The 17391-nt window shown below is 62.9% G+C and carries 9 protein-coding genes; 1 reads left to right on the top strand and 8 read right to left on the bottom strand.

All coding sequences use genetic code 11. The annotated features are described in order from the left end of the window. Nucleotides 1-257: 257 nt before the first annotated feature. Nucleotides 258-2075, top strand: coding sequence for a translational GTPase TypA (typA, locus tag JY451_09790; protein QZH74047.1), 1818 nt, complete (start codon nucleotides 258-260; stop codon nucleotides 2073-2075). 134 nt (nucleotides 2076-2209) lie between these two features. Here the strand turns inward: typA and JY451_09785 are convergent, their stop codons facing one another. From JY451_09785 to JY451_09750, 8 genes are all read right to left on the bottom strand, one after another. Further along, complete coding sequence (locus tag JY451_09785) at nucleotides 2210-4390, bottom strand: TonB-dependent receptor (GenBank protein QZH74046.1); 2181 nt, start codon at nucleotides 4388-4390, stop codon at nucleotides 2210-2212. A 408-nt stretch (nucleotides 4391-4798) separates the two neighbouring features. Next, nucleotides 4799-6154 carry a glutamate--tRNA ligase gene (locus tag JY451_09780; protein ID QZH74045.1) on the bottom strand — a complete coding sequence of 452 codons (1356 nt, stop codon included), beginning with the start codon at nucleotides 6152-6154 and terminating at the stop codon, nucleotides 4799-4801. A gap of 61 nt (nucleotides 6155-6215) precedes the next feature. After that, on the bottom strand, nucleotides 6216-6596 hold the full coding sequence (locus JY451_09775; protein QZH74044.1) for a DNA-directed RNA polymerase subunit beta': 381 nt from the start codon (nucleotides 6594-6596) through the stop codon (nucleotides 6216-6218). Nucleotides 6597-6760: 164 nt separating this feature from the next. Further along, nucleotides 6761-7237 carry a hypothetical protein gene (locus JY451_09770; GenBank protein QZH74043.1) on the bottom strand — a complete coding sequence of 159 codons (477 nt, stop codon included), beginning with the start codon at nucleotides 7235-7237 and terminating at the stop codon, nucleotides 6761-6763. A gap of 111 nt (nucleotides 7238-7348) precedes the next feature. Continuing rightward, complete coding sequence (gene rpoC / locus JY451_09765) at nucleotides 7349-11734, bottom strand: DNA-directed RNA polymerase subunit beta' (GenBank protein ID QZH74042.1); 4386 nt, start codon at nucleotides 11732-11734, stop codon at nucleotides 7349-7351. Nucleotides 11735-11818: 84 nt separating this feature from the next. Beyond that, nucleotides 11819-16009, bottom strand: a complete 4191-nt coding sequence (rpoB, locus tag JY451_09760; protein ID QZH74041.1) for a DNA-directed RNA polymerase subunit beta — start codon at nucleotides 16007-16009, stop codon at nucleotides 11819-11821. Between the two features lie 322 nt (nucleotides 16010-16331). Continuing rightward, complete coding sequence (locus JY451_09755; GenBank protein QZH74040.1) at nucleotides 16332-16727, bottom strand: BLUF domain-containing protein; 396 nt, start codon at nucleotides 16725-16727, stop codon at nucleotides 16332-16334. A 78-nt stretch (nucleotides 16728-16805) separates the two neighbouring features. Continuing rightward, the gene (locus JY451_09750) at nucleotides 16806-17363 is read right to left on the bottom strand and encodes an acyloxyacyl hydrolase (GenBank protein QZH74039.1); all 558 of its coding nucleotides are present in this window, start codon (nucleotides 17361-17363) and stop codon (nucleotides 16806-16808) included. Nucleotides 17364-17391: the final 28 nt, after the last annotated feature.

Below are 17391 nucleotides of genomic sequence, written 5' to 3'. Positions count from 1 at the left end.
GACCTGCGTTAAGGCAGTCAATCAATACGCGCGGGCAGGCCCGCACACAATCGGCGAATTCCAGCCCTTTCCCCAATGCGGTTACCCCTGTAACATTATCGCAACAGGGAGGTATCTGACGTATAGGTAAAGCACGTGCCCACGCCGCCCTGCCGCATCCGGCTTGCAGCAAGCGCCCCTCTCCGCTAGGGGCGCGCGTATTCGCAGGTGCAGCATGAATGCGCCCGCCCCATGCTTAATCCTACAGGAAGTCCGAAATGTCCGCGTCCCTACGCAATGTGGCGATTATCGCCCACGTCGACCATGGCAAGACCACACTCGTCGATCAGTTGTTCCGCCAGTCCGGTACCTACCGTGACAACCAGCGCATCGAAGAACGGGCGATGGATTCGAACGACCTGGAAAAGGAACGCGGGATCACCATTCTCGCCAAGTGCACCAGCGTGGAATGGCACGGCACCCGCATCAACATCGTCGATACCCCCGGGCACGCCGATTTCGGCGGTGAGGTGGAGCGCATCCTCAGCATGGTCGATGGCGTGATCCTGCTGGTGGACAGTTCCGAAGGGGCCATGCCGCAGACCAAGTTCGTAACCGGCAAGGCGCTCTCGCTCGGCTTGCGCCCGATCGTGGTGGTCAACAAGATCGACCGTCCCGATGGCCGCCATTCCGAAGTGCTCGACGAAGTGTTCGATCTGTTCGTCAATCTCGAAGCTGATGACGACCAGCTCGATTTTCCCGTCCTCTACGCCAGCGGCCGCGATGGCTACGCCAGCGAGGACCCTGATGCGCGCGAGGGCACACTCGATCCGCTCTTCCGCAAGATCCTCGAACACGTCCCTGCCCCCGATCTCGATCCCGATGCCGAATTCGCCATGCTGGCGACGCTGCTCGATCGTGACAGCTTCCTCGGCCGTATCCTCACCGGGCGGATCGAGAGCGGGCGGCTCGAAGTCGGGATGCCGATCAAGGCGCTCGACGTAGCGGGCAACCTCGTTGAAGCCGGCCGCGCCACCAAGGTTTTCGCTTTCGACGGGCTGGAGCGCGTTCCCGTGCTCCACGCGCAGGCAGGCGACATCGTCGCCATCGCCGGGCTGACCACCGCCACCGTCTCGAACACCATCTGCGCCCCCACCGTCACCGTGCCCGTCCCGGCGTCGGAAATCGATCCGCCGACCCTCTCGATGACCTTCTCGGTCAACGACAGCCCCTATGCTGGGCGCGAGGGCGACAAGGTGCAGAGCCGCGTGATCCGCGACCGGCTCGAGCGCGAGGCCGAAACCAATGTCGCCATCCGCGTCACCGAAAGTTCGGGCAAGGATGCTTTCGACGTCGCGGGCCGCGGCGAATTGCAGCTTGGCGTGCTGATCGAGAACATGCGCCGCGAAGGCTTCGAACTCTCCATCAGCCGACCGCGCGTGCTCTACAAGGATGGCCCCGACGGCCGCGAGGAGCCCTACGAAACCGTCGTGATCGACGTGGACGACGAATATTCGGGCACGGTCGTCGAGAAGATGGCGCAGCGCAAGGCCGAGATGACCGACATGCGCCCCAGCGGCGCGGGCAAGACCCGGATCACCTTCCTCGCCCCCAGCCGCGGCCTGATCGGCTATCACGGCGAGTTTCTGTCCGACACGCGCGGCACGGGCATCATGAACCGGCTGTTCGAGAAGTACGGCCCCTACAAGGGCAAGATCGAAGGCCGCCAGAACGGCGTGCTCATCAGCATGGAACAGGGCGAGGCGCAGGCCTATGCGCTCAACATGCTGGAAGAACGCGGCACGCTGTTCGTGAAGCCGAACGAGAAGCTCTACGAAGGCATGATCATCGGCGAGAACGCCAAGCCCGACGATCTGGAAGTGAACCCGCTCAAGTCCAAGCAGCTCACCAACTTCCGCGCCAGCGGCAAGGACGAAGGCATCCGCCTGACCCCGCCGCGCCGGATGACGCTGGAACAGGCGATTGCTTACATCGGCGACGACGAGATCGTGGAAGTCACCCCGCAGTCGATCCGGCTGCGCAAGCTCCACCTCGATCCGCACGAGCGCAAAAAGGCGCGGCGTTCGGGCAACTGACCGCTTCCGACTGTCGGGTCGATCGACCTGTCGAATCGACCCGCTTTCTACGACCAGGTATGGCGACCAACAGGATGCGTCCCGGGCCGGGGCCGGAGCATTGGCTTGCTCCGGCCCCGGCCCGTTTCTGGCGCTTAGAAACTCGCCCGCGCGCTCAGGCGGAAGTTGCGGCCATGCAACGGCACGAAATCCTTGGTGAAGCTGGTCGCGCGGCGGCCTTCGGTGTCGAACACATTGTCCACCTGCGCCAGCAGAGTGAAATTCTCCGAGCCTTCGAACGGGTGCCACGCCACCGATAGATTCACGAAAGCAAAGCTGTCGGTTGGCGTTTCCAGCTCGGCCAGCCGGGTCTGGTCATCGTGCCATTCCACTTCGCCGCGCAGGTCAAAATGCTCCCAGCGAGCTTCCAGTGCGCCATACAGGCTGAGCGGCGGGATGCGCGGCACGGCATTGCCGTCCGCCAGAGTGGCGCGCGTATAATCGCCGCGCAGATCGCCGAGCAGGGTAAAATCGCGCCCTTCGATCAGCGGGAAAGTCACCTGCGTTTCAAAGCCCCATTGATCCGCATCCTGCTGGTCGAAAGCGAACACCTGCAGACCGTCTTCCTCTTCCCCGGTTGCAGCGAGATAGATGAAATCGTCGAACCAGTTGCGGTAGAAGTTGGCATTGATCTTCACTTCGCCGATCTCGCCGCGCAGGTATCCTTCCAGCCCCCAGCTGCCCTCAGTCCCGAGCGTGGCATCGCCCAGTTCGAACTGTTGCGTCGCCAGATGCGGTCCGTCGGCGAACAGTTCCTGTGCCGAGGGAGCGCGCTCGGTGCGCGAAAGGTTCACGCCCATCCGGAAATCCGGAAACAGCATGTAGCCGCCACCCACTGCCGCCGAGAAGGTATCGAAGCTGCGCTCGATCCCCAGCGTTTCCGCGTCAATGGAAGTGCTTTCGAACCGCGCTCCTGCTTCGAGTTCGAAATTATCGAAATCGAGCTCCTGCAGGGTGAACAGCGCAAAGTTCTCGGTCACGTTAGGTGGGATATAAGCTTCATCACCGATCGCCTCAAAATCGACGTTGGAGAATTGCGCGCCGATCGATCCGCTATGTCCGCCACGCCGCGATTGCACCAGTTCCACCCGGCCCTCTATGCCCTGAACGTCGAACACCGTGCCAATCTCGTCGCCTTCGAATTCGGTGTGGGTGTAATCGGACCAGCCCCAACGGGTCTGCACTTCGTCGAAGAAGCCGGTGCCGAGATCGAGCGTGCCGCGCAGGTCGACGCGGTAGCGCTGGAGGCCGATGGAGACGGGGACTTCCTCCTCCTCTTCGCCCTCATGCTCGTCATGATCCTCTTCGCCCTCGTGCTCCTCTTCCTCTTCACCGTGGACATGGCCGATGCCGGGAAGGCCGGGGATGCCGTAAGCTGTGTCGTAATAGTCGAACGAGACCCCGAAGCTGCTTTGGCCGGAGAAGAAGGCGAGCCCGGTGCCAACCGACCAGGTCTCGCTCCAGCTGTTGGGTAGCACATCGCGGATATTGGCGGCTTCGCGCAATTCGTCGGCTTCTTCCTGATGGCCTTCCTCTTCTTCCTCGGCGGCGTCTGCCAGCAGGTCGGCGCGCAGGATCGGCGAGGCGGCGAAGCCGGGAACCTCGATATCGTCGGTATTGCGATACGAGCCATCGACGTGGAAGGCGAGGTTGCGGCCCAGCGGCAAATCGAACGAGAGACCCCCTTCACGCAGATCGCTGGCGGTATCGAAGCCAGCCAGCGCGTCGATGTGGATCGCTTCGTCGGGCATCCGTGGGGGGATGCGTTTGGTGATGACATTCACGGCACCGCCGATGGCCTGGCTGCCATAAAGCAGGACGGCAGGACCACGCAGCACTTCGATGCGCTCGGCGATCAACGGATCGACCGCAACCGCGTGATCGTCCGAAGCGCCGGATGCATCGAGCGAGCCAATTCCGTCGGTCAGCACGCGCACCCGGTCACCGCCAAAGCCGCGCAGGATCGGGCGCGAGGCACCCGGCGCAAAGCCGCTGGAATCGACACCCGGCAGGCTGGCAAGCACCTCGCCCACCTGGCCATTGGATTCGCGCTGCAAGGCGATCCCGGTGATGACCGAAGTTCCCGCGATCACATCGAGACGGTCGATACCGGCGGCGGTGACGTAGATCGTGGAGGAATGCAGGTCGTCCGAGGCGGGTTCGCCGCGGGATTGCGCTTCGGCGGTTTCGGATCCGGGGTCGGTTCCAGTGTCTTGGGCATAGGCGCCCATTGGCATGGCAGCGGTGGCGAGAAGGGTCAGGGCAAGGCTTTTCATGGCGGTGTGAGGGCATTCCCGATTGGTGTGACGTTGTATCATCGCGCAGATAGAGCAAGGCGGCCGGACGTCAAGTGAACCCCATCCTCCTGCGGTGAACTGAGGGCCTGCTGCGATGGTTTGCCGGAGGTGAGCGCGCGCAATTGCGAATTATGGAGCACCTGGAGCACTGTTCAGGAGCAAAAAGCGGCCTTGCGTCACCCTCCGGAGCAAACGTGTCACCTTGCCTGGCAAATGTGTCACCTTGCGCCGGAAAGCGTCACCTTCGGGAGGCAATTTGTCACCGCGAGGTGGCGGAGCGTCACCTCTGTGGTTGCGGAATCGGGGACGGCGGCGAGGCGAGCGATAGACCGGATCATGCCTGCCGGCAGAGCACAGGCGCGGGCATGTAGGAAAGTTGTTCGCCCTTCAGCCCGACGCAGCAGCCCGCAACCGTTCGCGCGCCCGCTCCTCGCCGATCAGCGGCAGCAGCTCGCTCATGTCGGGGCCGTGATCGCGCCCAGTCAGTGCCTGCCGCAATGGGAGGAACAGGTCCTTGCCCTTGCGCCCGGTTTCTCGTTTGAGGATTTGGGTTAGGGTCTTCCATAGTTCTTGGCGGATGTCGGCGTATCGCCATTCGAGTTGGCCGAATGCTTTCACAGCTTCGGCAATATAGGTCCGGTCATCTTCGGAAAGCGCTGGGGGCACAATGGAGCCCGTCACCACCTGCCACCAGTCGCCAGCATCATCCAGCTTGGCCAGATTGGGCCGGATCGCGTGCCACGCCGCTTCGTCCATGCCCTCTGGCAAGCGGGCCGCGACCTCTGCAAAGGGCAGTTGGTGGACGATAGCAACATTGACCCGCTCAAGCTCGGCATCGTCGAAGCGGGCAGGCGCACGGCCGAAAGTGGAGAGGTCGAAACTCTCCAGCAAGGCAGCACGATCGGCAATCGGTTCCACCGGCAGCGATGTTCCCAGCCGCGACAGCATTGCCACAAGCGCCTGCGGTTCGATGCCTTGTTCGCGGAAAGCATCGCAGCCCAGCGAACCGAGCCGCTTGGAGAGCTTGCCTTCGCTTCCCACCAGCAGGGCTTCATGGGCGAAACGTGGCGGGGCGGCTCCCAGTGCGGTGAACATCTGGATCTGCGTGGCGGTGTTGGACACGTGATCCTCCCCGCGCAGCACGTCGGTGATCCCCATTTCGATATCGTCCACCGCGCTCGGCAGCATGTACAGCCAAGAGCCATCGGCACGGCGCACCACCGGATCGGATAGCTGTGCCGGATCGAACTTCTGCGGCCCGCGCACGCCGTCGTCCCAGGCGATCGGTTCGGCATGATCGAGCAGGAAGCGCCAGTGTGGGACGATCCCCTCGGCTTCCTTTGCTGCACGCTCGTAGTCAGTCAGCTTCAGTGCCCCGCGATCATAGATCGGCGGCAAGCCGCGTCCGAGCCGGACCTTGCGCTTGAGATCGAGTTCCTGCGCGGTTTCGTAAGCGGGATAGACCCGCCCCGCCGCGCGCAGCTTTTCAAACGCCGCCTCGTAGATGTGCAGCCGCGCCGACTGCCGCTCCTCGCCGTCGGGCGTCAGGCCCAGCCAAGCGAGGTCATCCCGGATCGAAGCGACGTGTTCCTCGCGGCTGCGCTCGGCATCGGTATCGTCGATCCGCAACAGGAAGCGCCCGCCTGCCTTGCGCGCCAGCATCCAGTTGTGCAGCGCAGTTCGGAGATTGCCGACATGCAGGTGGCCGGTGGGGGACGGGGCAAAACGGGTGGTGACAGTCATAAGGCGCCCCGGTTAGCCGGGTGCGCGCTGGGCGACAAGCGCGTTGGCGCGCTGTCGGTGCTCAGCCGATATGCGCTACGGCCTCCACCGCATGGGCATAAAGCCGCTCGTGCCGGTCTGTCCTGATGAAACCGGAGAGCACTTCCCCAAAGCCCTCGCGATCACCGCGCCGGGCAGCTTCGGCCATGCCTGCAAACACGCTTTCGTCCGGGCTGAGCGCGCAACAACAGGGTTTGCACACCTGCACCGTCTCCGGCCAGCTATGCGCGGCGCAGTCGGCGAGGTCGAGCAGCGCCTTGGCGGCCGTGACAGATCCGAGCCGACTGGTGAGATGCGCGACCGGGTCCTGCCGCGAGCGGGCGCAGAGGGCAAGGAAGCGGATCGCCATGACCAGCTTGGTCGCGACGGGAGAAAGCGATGTGAGCCGCGGCGGCACGGCCAATCGTGCAACAATGGCCGCTCGCCGGGTTCGGTGCAGCGCTCGGGCGGGGTCTGTTTGGCGGGGGCCGGACATGGATTGCGTTTCCTGCGATTGATTCGCAACAAGGCTACAGATTCTGCATAGGATTGCAATGCGAATGCCTCGCAATAGCGCGATTGATCGGATTATTGGGAGAAAAGAAGCAAATCGTGTCTACCGCCCGAGATCAGGATGCCGTTGGAAGGCGTTCGCGCGATCTGCTCTGCCTGATCGAGCGCGCGGGCGACATCGGCTAGGCGCGGCGGCACGGCGATGGCGCAGACCGGCGGGGGTGGTGAGTCAGGGGCTGGTGCCTCAGCGGCCAGCGGGCTTGCGGAAAATTCGAGGCCGTCGATCGCATAGCTTCGCACCATCCCGGCGCAACGCGGCTCCCACCAGATTTCATCTTCGCTGGCGGAGAGGGCAAGGCCGTAAGCTTCGTTGAACTCGGCCCCGTCGATGCCCGCCACGCGCCATTCGCCTGCCAGTGTGTCAACCGGAACGGCGGGGGATTCTTCTGCCTCTACTGGGCTGGCAACAGCTGTGGGGGCGGGAGCCGGGGTGGGCTCTGCACCACACCCGCCCAGCAAGGCGAAGATCAGTGGAAGGAAAACGATTCTCATCGCCGGAACATAAACTGACTTCCGCTTGCGCGGCGCTGAACGCCGGACAAGGAAAAACCCCGGCGGATCGCTCCGCCGGGGTTTCCTGAAATCGCGCGGTAGACCGCAGCGCTATTCGGCCTTGTCGTCCTCGACCAGCGTCTCACCGTCATGATCCGCTGCTTCGGGGTTCAGGTAGTCACCCGCATCGGCATCGGTACCGTGGGTTTCACCCTCGACCGCCGCCAGCGGATCGTCGCCAATCGCCGCTTCCGGGCCCTGCGCCAGTTCCGCCGCGTGTTCGGCGGCGGCGCTTTCTGCCGCGATCAGGTCCGATGCCTTGACTGCAGCCGCTGCCTCGTCGGCGGCGACCAGTGCGTCCTGCATCTTCTTGTACTGGGCACGGATCGCCGCATCGCGCGAATTGGCGGTAACGCGCAGCCGGTTCATGCCCGCACCCGTACCCGCCGGAATCAGGCGACCGACGATCACGTTTTCCTTCAGGCCGATCAGCGTGTCCTTCTTCCCTTCGACCGCCGCCTGCGTCAGCACGCGGGTGGTTTCCTGGAACGAAGCGGCGGAGATGAACGAACGCGTTTGCAACGACGCCTTGGTGATGCCCAACAGGATCGGCGTGCCGGTGGCAGGCTTCTTGTTGCGGCCCAGCTTGGCGTTGATCTCGTTCATTTCCTCTTCGTCGACCTGCTCGCCCGGCAGCAGCGTGGTATCGCCGCCGTCGGTGATCTCGACCTTCTGCAGCATCTGGCGGACGATCACCTCGATGTGCTTGTCGTTGATCTTCACGCCCTGGAGCCGGTAGACTTCCTGGATTTCGGTGCACAGGTATTCCGCCAGCGCTTCTACGCCCAGCACTTCGAGAATGTCGTGCGGGTTGGGCGAGCCGGAAATCAGCGTATCGCCCTTCTTGACGAAATCGCCTTCCTGAACGTCGATCACCTTGGTCTTCGGCACCAGGTACTCGACCGCTTCGCCCTCTTCCGGAACGATCGCGATCTTGCGCTTGGCCTTGTAGTCGCGGATGAATTCCATCCGCCCGCTGACCTTGGCGATCACCGCCGCATCCTTGGGAATGCGCGCTTCGAACAGCTCCGCCACCCGCGGCAGACCGCCGGTGATGTCGCGGGTCTTGGCGGCTTCGCGCGAAGCACGGGCAAGGATGTCGCCCGCCTGCACTTCCTGACCATCCTCGACCGAAAGCGTGGTGCCCGGAGCCAGCATGTAACGCGCGGCCTCGGTACCATCGTCCTTCTTGCCCGATGCTTCCTCGCCCAAAAGAGTGAGGCGCGGACGCAGGTCTTCCTTCTTGGCGCGGCCGGTGCTGCGCAGTTCGGTGACCACGCGCTGGGCGATACCGGTGGCATCGTCCACCCGCTCTTCCAGCGTCTTGCCTTCGACCAGATCGATATAGCGCACGATACCGGCGGTTTCGGTGATGATCGGCAGGGTGAACGGATCCCACTCGGCCAGACGATCGCCTTCGCTCACCTTCGCCCCGTCGGCGAACATGAGGACGGTACCGTAAGGCACCCGGTGGATGGCGCGCTCACGCCCTTCGGCATCGACCACGATCATTTCACCCGAACGGGCCAGCGACAGGCGGCGACCCTTCTTGTCGGTGATGGTCGGCATGTCACGATAGATCACCTTGCCGTCCGAAATCGATTCCAGATGGCTGGTTTCGTTGATCTGCGCCGCGCCGCCGATGTGGAAGGTCCGCATCGTCAGCTGGGTGCCGGGTTCACCGATCGACTGCGCGGCAATAACGCCGACAGCTTCACCGATGTTCACCGGGGTACCGCGGGCAAGGTCGCGCCCGTAGCAGGTCGCGCAAACGCCCTGATCCGCTTCGCAAACCAGCGGCGAACGGATCTTGGCGACCTGCGTTTCGGCCTCCTCGATCGACTTCACCATCGCTTCGTCCACCAGCGTGCCGGCCTTGACGATCACTTCGCCGGTCGCCGCGTTGACGATATCCTCGGCCAGCGTCCGGCCCAGGATACGTTCGCCGATCGAAGCGATCACGCTACCGCCCTGCACGATGGCGCGCATTTCCAGCGCGTTCTGCGTCTTGCAGTCTTCCTGCACGATGACGCAATCCTGCGACACATCCACCAGACGGCGGGTCAGATAGCCCGAGTTCGCCGTCTTCAACGCCGTATCCGCCAGGCCCTTGCGGGCGCCATGGGTGGAGTTGAAGTATTCAAGAACGGTCAGGCCTTCCTTGAAGTTGGAGATGATCGGGGTTTCGATGATCTCGCCCGAAGGCTTGGCCATCAGCCCGCGCATACCCGCCAGCTGCTTCATCTGCGCCGGGCTACCACGCGCGCCGGAGTGGCTCATCATGTAGATCGAGTTGACCGGAGCTTCGCGCCCGTGCTCGTCCTTGGGTGTGGCCTTGATCTCTTCCATCATGGCCGCCGCCACCTGGTCGCCGCAACGGCTCCAGGCGTCGATCACCTTGTTGTACTTTTCCTGCTGGGTGATGAAACCGTCCTGGTACTGCTGCTCGTAATCGGCAACCAGCGCCTTGGTTTCCTCGATCATGCCGACCTTGCTGTCCGGAATGATCATGTCGTCCTTGCCGAAGGAAATGCCCGCACGGCAGGCGTGGCGGAAGCCCAGCCCCATGATGGCGTCGGCAAACAGCACCGTGTCCTTCTGGCCGGTGTGGCGATAGACCTGATCGATCACGTCGCCGATTTCCTTCTTGGTGAGAAGGCGGTTGACGACTTCGAACGGCACCGTGTGGCTCTTGGGCAGGCATTCGCCGATCAGCATCCGGCCCGGCGTGGTATCCACGCGGCGCATGAACTCCTTGCCGGATTCATCCGTCTGCGGAACGCGGGTGGTGATCTTGGAGTGCAGGGTCACCGCTCCGACGTGCAGCGCCTGGTGCACTTCATTGATGTCACCAAGGATCTTGCCTTCGCCCGGCTCGCCTTCGCGGTCCATCGAGAGGTAGTACAGCCCCAGCACCATGTCCTGCGAAGGCACGATGATCGGCTTGCCGTTGGCGGGCGAGAGGATGTTGTTGGTGGACATCATCAGCACGCGCGCTTCCAGCTGGGCTTCCAGCGAGAGCGGCACGTGGACGGCCATCTGGTCCCCGTCGAAGTCGGCATTGAAGGCCGAGCAGACGAGCGGGTGCAGCTGGATCGCCTTGCCTTCGATCAGCACGGGTTCGAACGCCTGGATGCCCAAACGGTGAAGCGTCGGCGCGCGGTTCAGCAGCACCGGGTGTTCGCGGATCACCTCGTCGAGGATGTCCCAGACTTCCTTGCGCTCCTTCTCGACCCACTTTTTCGCCTGCTTCAGGGTCATGGAGAGACCCTTGGCGTCAAGACGCGCGTAGATGAACGGCTTGAACAGTTCGAGCGCCATCTTCTTCGGCAGGCCGCATTGGTGCAGCTTGAGTTCCGGACCGGTGACGATGACCGAACGGCCCGAATAGTCGACGCGCTTGCCAAGCAGGTTCTGGCGGAAGCGGCCCTGCTTGCCCTTGAGCATGTCGGACAGCGACTTCAGCGGACGCTTGTTGGCACCCGTAATCACGCGGCCGCGGCGGCCGTTGTCGAACAGCGCGTCAACGGCTTCCTGCAACATGCGCTTTTCGTTGCGGACGATGATGTCCGGCGCGCGCAATTCCATCAGCCGCTTCAGGCGGTTGTTGCGGTTGATGACGCGGCGATAGAGATCGTTAAGATCGGACGTGGCGAAGCGTCCGCCATCGAGCGGCACCAGCGGGCGCAGTTCGGGCGGGATCACCGGCACGACTTCGAGGATCATCCATTCCGGCTTGTTGCCCGAATCGATGAAGCTTTCGACGACCTTCAGCCGCTTGATGATCTTGGCGGGCTTGAGCTTGGACTTGGTGGTCTCCAGCTCTTCGAGCAGGTCGGCCTTTTCCTGCACCAGGTCGAGGTCCATCAGCATGTGCTTGACGGCTTCGGCACCGATGCTGGCCGTGAAGGCATCTTCGCCATACTCGTCCTGCGCATCGAGCATTTCGTCTTCTGTCAGCAGCTGGTACTTTTCCAGCGGCGTCAGGCCGGGTTCGGTGACGATGTAGCTTTCGAAATACAGCACGCGCTCAAGCTGCTTCAACTGCATGTCGAGCAGCAGGCCGATGCGCGACGGCAGCGACTTGAGGAACCAGATGTGCGCAACCGGCGCGGCCAGTTCGATGTGCCCCATCCGCTCACGGCGGACCTTGGTCACGGTCACTTCGACGCCGCACTTTTCGCAGACGACGCCCTTGTACTTCATCCGCTTGTACTTGCCGCACAGGCATTCGTAATCCTTCACCGGACCGAAGATGCGCGCGCAGAACAGGCCGTCACGCTCGGGCTTGAACGTGCGGTAGTTGATGGTTTCCGGCTTTTTGATTTCGCCGAAAGACCAGGAGCGGATGCGTTCCGGGCTCGCCAGACCGATCTGGATCTGGTCGAAGGTTTCCGGCTTGGCGATCTGGTTGGTGAATTTGCTCAGTTCGTTCATTTTTCGAATTCCCTTGGGGGGATTAACAGGGGTTGGCGGGGAGGCGGCCCGGTCCGGTTAGTTCCGGTGGGCCGCCGAGCCCTGTCATTCAGCAGCGAGCTGGCCGTAGCCGTCGACTTCTTCCTCGACACCGTCGGTGAGGCTGGTGAGTTCGACGTTGAGGCCGAGCGAGCGCATTTCCTTGACGAGCACGTTGAAGCTCTCCGGAATGCCGGCTTCGAAGGTGTCGTCACCCTTGACGATCGCTTCGTAAACCTTGGTGCGGCCGATCACGTCATCGGACTTCACCGTCAGCATTTCCTGCAAGGTATAGGCAGCGCCGTAGGCCTGGAGCGCCCAGACTTCCATTTCCCCGAACCGCTGGCCACCGAACTGCGCCTTGCCGCCCAGCGGCTGCTGGGTAACGAGCGAGTAGGGGCCGATCGAGCGGGCGTGGATCTTGTCGTCCACAAGGTGGTGCAGCTTGAGCATGTAGATCACGCCCACGGTCACCTTGCGGTCGAACGCTTCGCCGGTCCGGCCATCGTACAGCGTCGACTGGCCGGAGGAGGCATAGCCCGCCTTCAGCAGCATGTCGGTCACGTCGCTTTCGCGCGCCCCGTCGAACACCGGAGTGCCCATCGGCACCCCGCGACGCAGGTTGTGCGCCAGCTCGACGACTTCCTCGGTGGTGCGGCTGTCGAGATCGGCGTGGTACTGCTCGCCGTAGACATCCTTCAGCTTCTCCACGAGCGCAGACGGCGGCGCGGCCGCTTCCGGATCGGGATTGGCAAGGCGCCATTCGTCGAGCTGGGCAGAGATCTGCTGGCCCAGCCGCCGTGCCGCGAAGCCGAGGTGGGTTTCGAAGATCTGCCCCACGTTCATGCGCGAAGGCACGCCGAGCGGGTTGAGCACGATATCGACCGGGGTCCCGTCTTCGAGGAACGGCATGTCCTCTTCGGGCAGGATGCGGCTGATGACACCCTTGTTGCCGTGGCGGCCGGCCATCTTGTCACCCGGCTGCAGCTTGCGCTTCACCGCGACGAACACCTTGACCATCTTGAGCACGCCGGGAGCCAACTCGTCGCCGCGCTCCAGCTTCTCCTTGCGATCCTGGTACTTGTCCTTGATCGACTTTACCGCCTCGTCATACTGGCCCTTCACTGCTTCGAGCTGGGCCTGCATGTTGTCGTCGGCCACCGCAAACTTGAACCATTCGTGGCGATCGACTCCATCCAGCAGTTCGCCGGTGATTTCGGTGCCCTTCTTGATCCCCTTCGGCGCAGCGCTGGCGGTCTGGCCGGTCAGCATGTCGCGTAGACGGTTGTAGGTGGCGCGGTTGAGGATGTTGCGCTCGTCCTCGCTGTCCTTCTTGAGGCGTTCGATTTCCTCGTTCTGGATGGCGCGGGTACGGTCATCGATCTCGATGCCGTGGCGGTTGAACACCCGCACTTCCACCACCGTTCCGGCAACGCCGGGCGGCAGGCGAAGCGAAGTGTCGCGCACGTCGCTTGCCTTTTCGCCGAAGATGGCGCGCAGCAGTTTTTCTTCCGGCGTCATCGGGCTTTCGCCCTTGGGGGTGATCTTGCCCGCCAAGATATCGCCCGGATGCACTTCGGCACCGATGTAGACGATGCCCGCCTCGTCGAGGTTGCGCAGCGCTTCCTCGCCGACGTTGGGAATGTCGCGGGTGATGTCTTCCGGGCCCAGCTTGGTATCGCGGGCCATGACTTCGAATTCCTCGATGTGGATCGAGGTGAAGACGTCATCCTTCACGATGCGTTCGGAAATGAGGATGGAATCCTCATAGTTGTAGCCGTTCCAGGGCATGAAGGCGACGAGCGTGTTCTTGCCCAGCGCCAGCTCGCCCAGATCGGTGGAGGGGCCATCGGCGATGATGTCGCCCTGCTCCACCACGTCGCCCACGTTCACCAGCGGACGCTGGTTGATGCAGGTGTTCTGGTTCGAACGCTGGAACTTTTGCAGCGAATAGATGTCCACGCCCGGGTTGGTCGTGTCGACCTCGCCCGATGCACGGATGACGATACGGCCGGCATCGACCTGATCGACCACGCCAGAACGCAGCGCGGAAATCGCCGCGCCCGAATCGCGGGCGACGGTTTCTTCCATGCCGGTGCCGACCCACGGCGCTTCGGCCTTCACCAGCGGCACGGCCTGCCGCTGCATGTTGGAACCCATCAGCGCGCGGTTGGCGTCATCGTTTTCCAGGAACGGAATCAGCGATGCAGCGACCGAGACGAGCTGCTTGGGCGACACGTCCATCAGGGTGACCTGCTGGTTGGGCGCCATCACGAATTCGCCGTTCTGGCGGGCCGAGACGAGCTCTTCCACGAACTGGCCGCTTTCGTCGATTTCCGCGCTGGCCTGCGCTACCGTGTGCTTCTGCTCTTCCATCGCCGAGAGGTAATTCACCTCCTTGGAGACCTTGCCGTCCTTCACCGTCCGGTACGGCGTTTCGATGAAGCCGTACTTGTTGACGCGGGCAAAGGTGGAGAGCGAGTTGATCAGGCCGATGTTCGGGCCTTCAGGCGTTTCAATCGGGCAAATGCGGCCATAGTGCGTGGGGTGAACGTCGCGCACTTCAAAGCCTGCACGTTCACGCGTCAAGCCGCCCGGCCCGAGCGCCGAAACCCGGCGCTTGTGCGTCACTTCGGAGAGCGGGTTGGTCTGGTCCATGAACTGCGAAAGCTGGCTGGAGCCGAAGAATTCGCGCACCGCAGCCACGGCGGGCTTGGCGTTGATCAGATCGTTCGGCATCACCGTGGACACGTCGACCGAGCTCATCCGCTCCTTCACCGCCCGCTCCATGCGCAGCAGGCCGACGCGGTACTGGTTTTCCAGCAGCTCGCCCACCGAACGCACGCGGCGGTTTCCTAGGTTGTCGATATCGTCGACATCACCCTTTCCGTCCTTCAGGTCGACCAGTTCCTTCACCACCGCGAGGATGTCTTCCTTGCGCAGCGTGGTGACGGTGTCTTCGGCATCGAGGCCGAGACGCATGTTCAGCTTCACGCGGCCAACGGCGGACAGGTCATACCGGTCGGCATCGAAGAACAGGCCTTCGAACAGCGCTTCGGCGGTTTCCTTGGTCGGCGGTTCACCCGGACGCATGACCTTGTAGATCGCTTCCAGGCCTTCTTCGCGGTTCTCGGCCTTGTCGGCTTCGAGCGTGTTGCGCATCCACGGGCCGGTGTTGACGAAATCGATGTCGAGCAGGTCGAGCTGGTCAATCCCGGCAGCGTCGATCTTGTCGAGGTTTTCGGGCGCAACTTCGTCGCCCGCTTCGATGTAGATACGGCCAGTCTTCTCGTCGATCATGTCCTTGGCGGCATAGCGGCCGAAGATTTCCTCGGTCGGGATCAGCAAGGTCTTGAGGCCATCCTTCTCGGCCTTGTTGGCGGCGCGCGGCGAAACCTTCTGCCCGGCGGGGAACACTTCCTCACCGGTAGCGGCATCGACCAGCGCGAAGCTCGGCTTGGACCCGCGCCATTGTTCGGCGACGAAGGGGATTTCCCAGCCTTCCGAGCCCGACTTCTTGCCGCCCGAACGCTTCCAGGTGACCTTGTTGTAGAAATGATCGAGCACGTCTTCGGCATCGAGGCCAAGGCCGAACAGCAGCGAGGTGACCGGCAGCTTGCGCTTGCGGTCGATCCGGACGTTGACGATATCCTTGGCGTCGAATTCGAAATCGAGCCATGAGCCGCGATAAGGAATGACGCGGGCAGCGAACAGGAACTTGCCGCTGGAGTGGGTCTTGCCGCGATCGTGATCGAACAGCACGCCCGGCGAACGGTGCATCTGCGAAACGATCACCCGTTCGGTACCGTTGACGATGAAGGTGCCGTTCTCGGTCATGAGCGGCATGTCGCCCATGTACACGTCCTGCTCCTTGATATCGAGCACGGAACGGGTTTCGGTTTCGTTGTCGACTTCGAACACGATCAGCCGCAGCGTCACCTTCATCGGCGCGGCATAGGTGATCCCGCGCTGGCGGCATTCGGTGGTGTCGTACTTCGGCGGCTCCAGTTCGTAATGTACGAAATCGAGCTCGGCTGTGCCGGCGAAATCGCGGATCGGGAACACAGAACGCAGCGTCTTTTCGAGGCCCGATACATAGCCGATCGAGGGATCGGAACGCAGGAACTGCTCGTAGCTCTCGCGCTGCACCTCGATCAGGTTCGGCATTTCCACGACTTCGTGGATGTCGCCGAAAATCTTGCGGATGCGCTTGGACTTGCTGCCGATTGTTTCGGAAGCCTTTGCTTTGGTCGCCATGATTGGAGCCGTTGCCTTTTTCTTCGCGTGTCACCCCGGCGCGTGCCGGGGCCTGGAAATGTGCCTGGGCGGAAAGAGCAGCGTGAGACGCGCGAAAGGCCGCATTCGGACGCACCCCCTAGGGCACGGCCTGTGCAGCCTTGATCAAAACAGTCTCACGCAGATACCGGAACTTCCGTCCTGGGTAATGCCCCCGCGTAAAGGCACACCTTGCTCGAAGCTTTCCGGTTGGGATGTGCATATAGGCAGGCGGGCGCGGCGGGTCAATGGGCTTGCCGAGCGCTCGGCCAGATTCAGCACGATGGAGATGGTGCAACTGCGTTCACCTGCGAACCTTGGCTACTATACGCTCGAACACGGCGCGCAAAGCATCGGTCGTCGCCTGCTCGATCGCGCCGTTCTCGACGCCCTCCTCCGAAAAGGCCATCGTTGGCGCAGTGTCGTCGAGCATTTCCCAATCGGGGAACATCCGCTGATCGACTTCGGAAGACAGCGCCAGCCGCACCTCGCCGTGGCGGTCGTCCTCGGTGATCTTCGCATAGAGCGCGTCGATCGCGGCGTCCGGGCCTTCGATCAGTTGCAGGTACATGTCGTGGCGGCAGATCAGCGCGCCGGTGATGCCGTCGCGCTTGTTGTTGCGCCGCGCCTGCATCAGGATGCCGGTGAGCATGGCCTCGTCGAAGCCGAACGGGCGCGAATAGTAGATCAGCTGCTTCACGTCCCGCAATCCCCTTGAGGCCATCCACCTGTTCTACGCAAGGCGGGAGACGATGAATAGCAGGCCGTTGGCCCCTGGCTACATCCGGTAATTCACCCGCAGCCCGATCATGTCGATCCCCGGGTTCTGGTCACCATCGAAGATCTGTCCCTGGCTGATGTGCATCCAGTGTGCTTCCACCGAAGCGCGCTCGCCGATGCGATAGCCGACACCGATTTCGGGTTCGAACAGCACGCGGCTGCCGAGATCGGTGCGGAAGCCGCTTTCGGGGTTCACGCGGAATTCCGGCCCGTCATGCACCACCAGCCCGATGCCGGGGCGGACATAGACCGGGCCTTTGCCGATGGTCCAGCTGACCCCGGCCCCGGCAAACGACGTATCGCCCGAAAGGTTGAGCGAGGCGATCAGATAGGGTTCGGGCGAGCCGACGAAATCGAGCGCATCGATCCCGCCGAAGCGCACCCCGCCTGCAATATCGACCGATCCGGTCTCGGTGGTTTCCAGCGTGAACGGTGTATCAACGGCATGGGCATAGACCCCGCCGAACAGTTCCTGCGCCTGGGCCACGGCAGGGATGCAGGCAGGCAGGGCGATGGCGGCGACAATGGCCGCAGGGCGCATGAATTTGCTGGGCATGGCAGCGCCCTGCCAGCCGCTCGCTTTC

The sequence above is a fragment of the Erythrobacter sp. genome (assembly GCA_019739335.1).
Classification (GTDB): domain Bacteria; phylum Pseudomonadota; class Alphaproteobacteria; order Sphingomonadales; family Sphingomonadaceae; genus Alteraurantiacibacter.
The sequence above is the reverse complement of the archived record's forward strand: the minus strand, read 5'-3'. Positions and strand labels throughout refer to the sequence as shown.

What these genes read in the sequence shown, in the direction of transcription:
- typA (QZH74047.1), top strand. Translation starts at nt 258, where the DNA reads ATGTCCGCGTCCCTACGCAATGTGGCGATTATCGCCCACGTCGACCAT.
- JY451_09785 (QZH74046.1), bottom strand. Translation starts at nt 4,390, where the DNA reads ATGAAAAGCCTTGCCCTGACCCTTCTCGCCACCGCTGCCATGCCAATG.
- JY451_09780 (QZH74045.1), bottom strand. Translation starts at nt 6,154, where the DNA reads ATGACTGTCACCACCCGTTTTGCCCCGTCCCCCACCGGCCACCTGCAT.
- JY451_09770 (QZH74043.1), bottom strand. Translation starts at nt 7,237, where the DNA reads ATGAGAATCGTTTTCCTTCCACTGATCTTCGCCTTGCTGGGCGGGTGT.
- rpoC (QZH74042.1), bottom strand. Translation starts at nt 11,734, where the DNA reads ATGAACGAACTGAGCAAATTCACCAACCAGATCGCCAAGCCGGAAACC.
- rpoB (QZH74041.1), bottom strand. Translation starts at nt 16,009, where the DNA reads ATGGCGACCAAAGCAAAGGCTTCCGAAACAATCGGCAGCAAGTCCAAG.
- JY451_09750 (QZH74039.1), bottom strand. Translation starts at nt 17,363, where the DNA reads ATGCCCAGCAAATTCATGCGCCCTGCGGCCATTGTCGCCGCCATCGCC.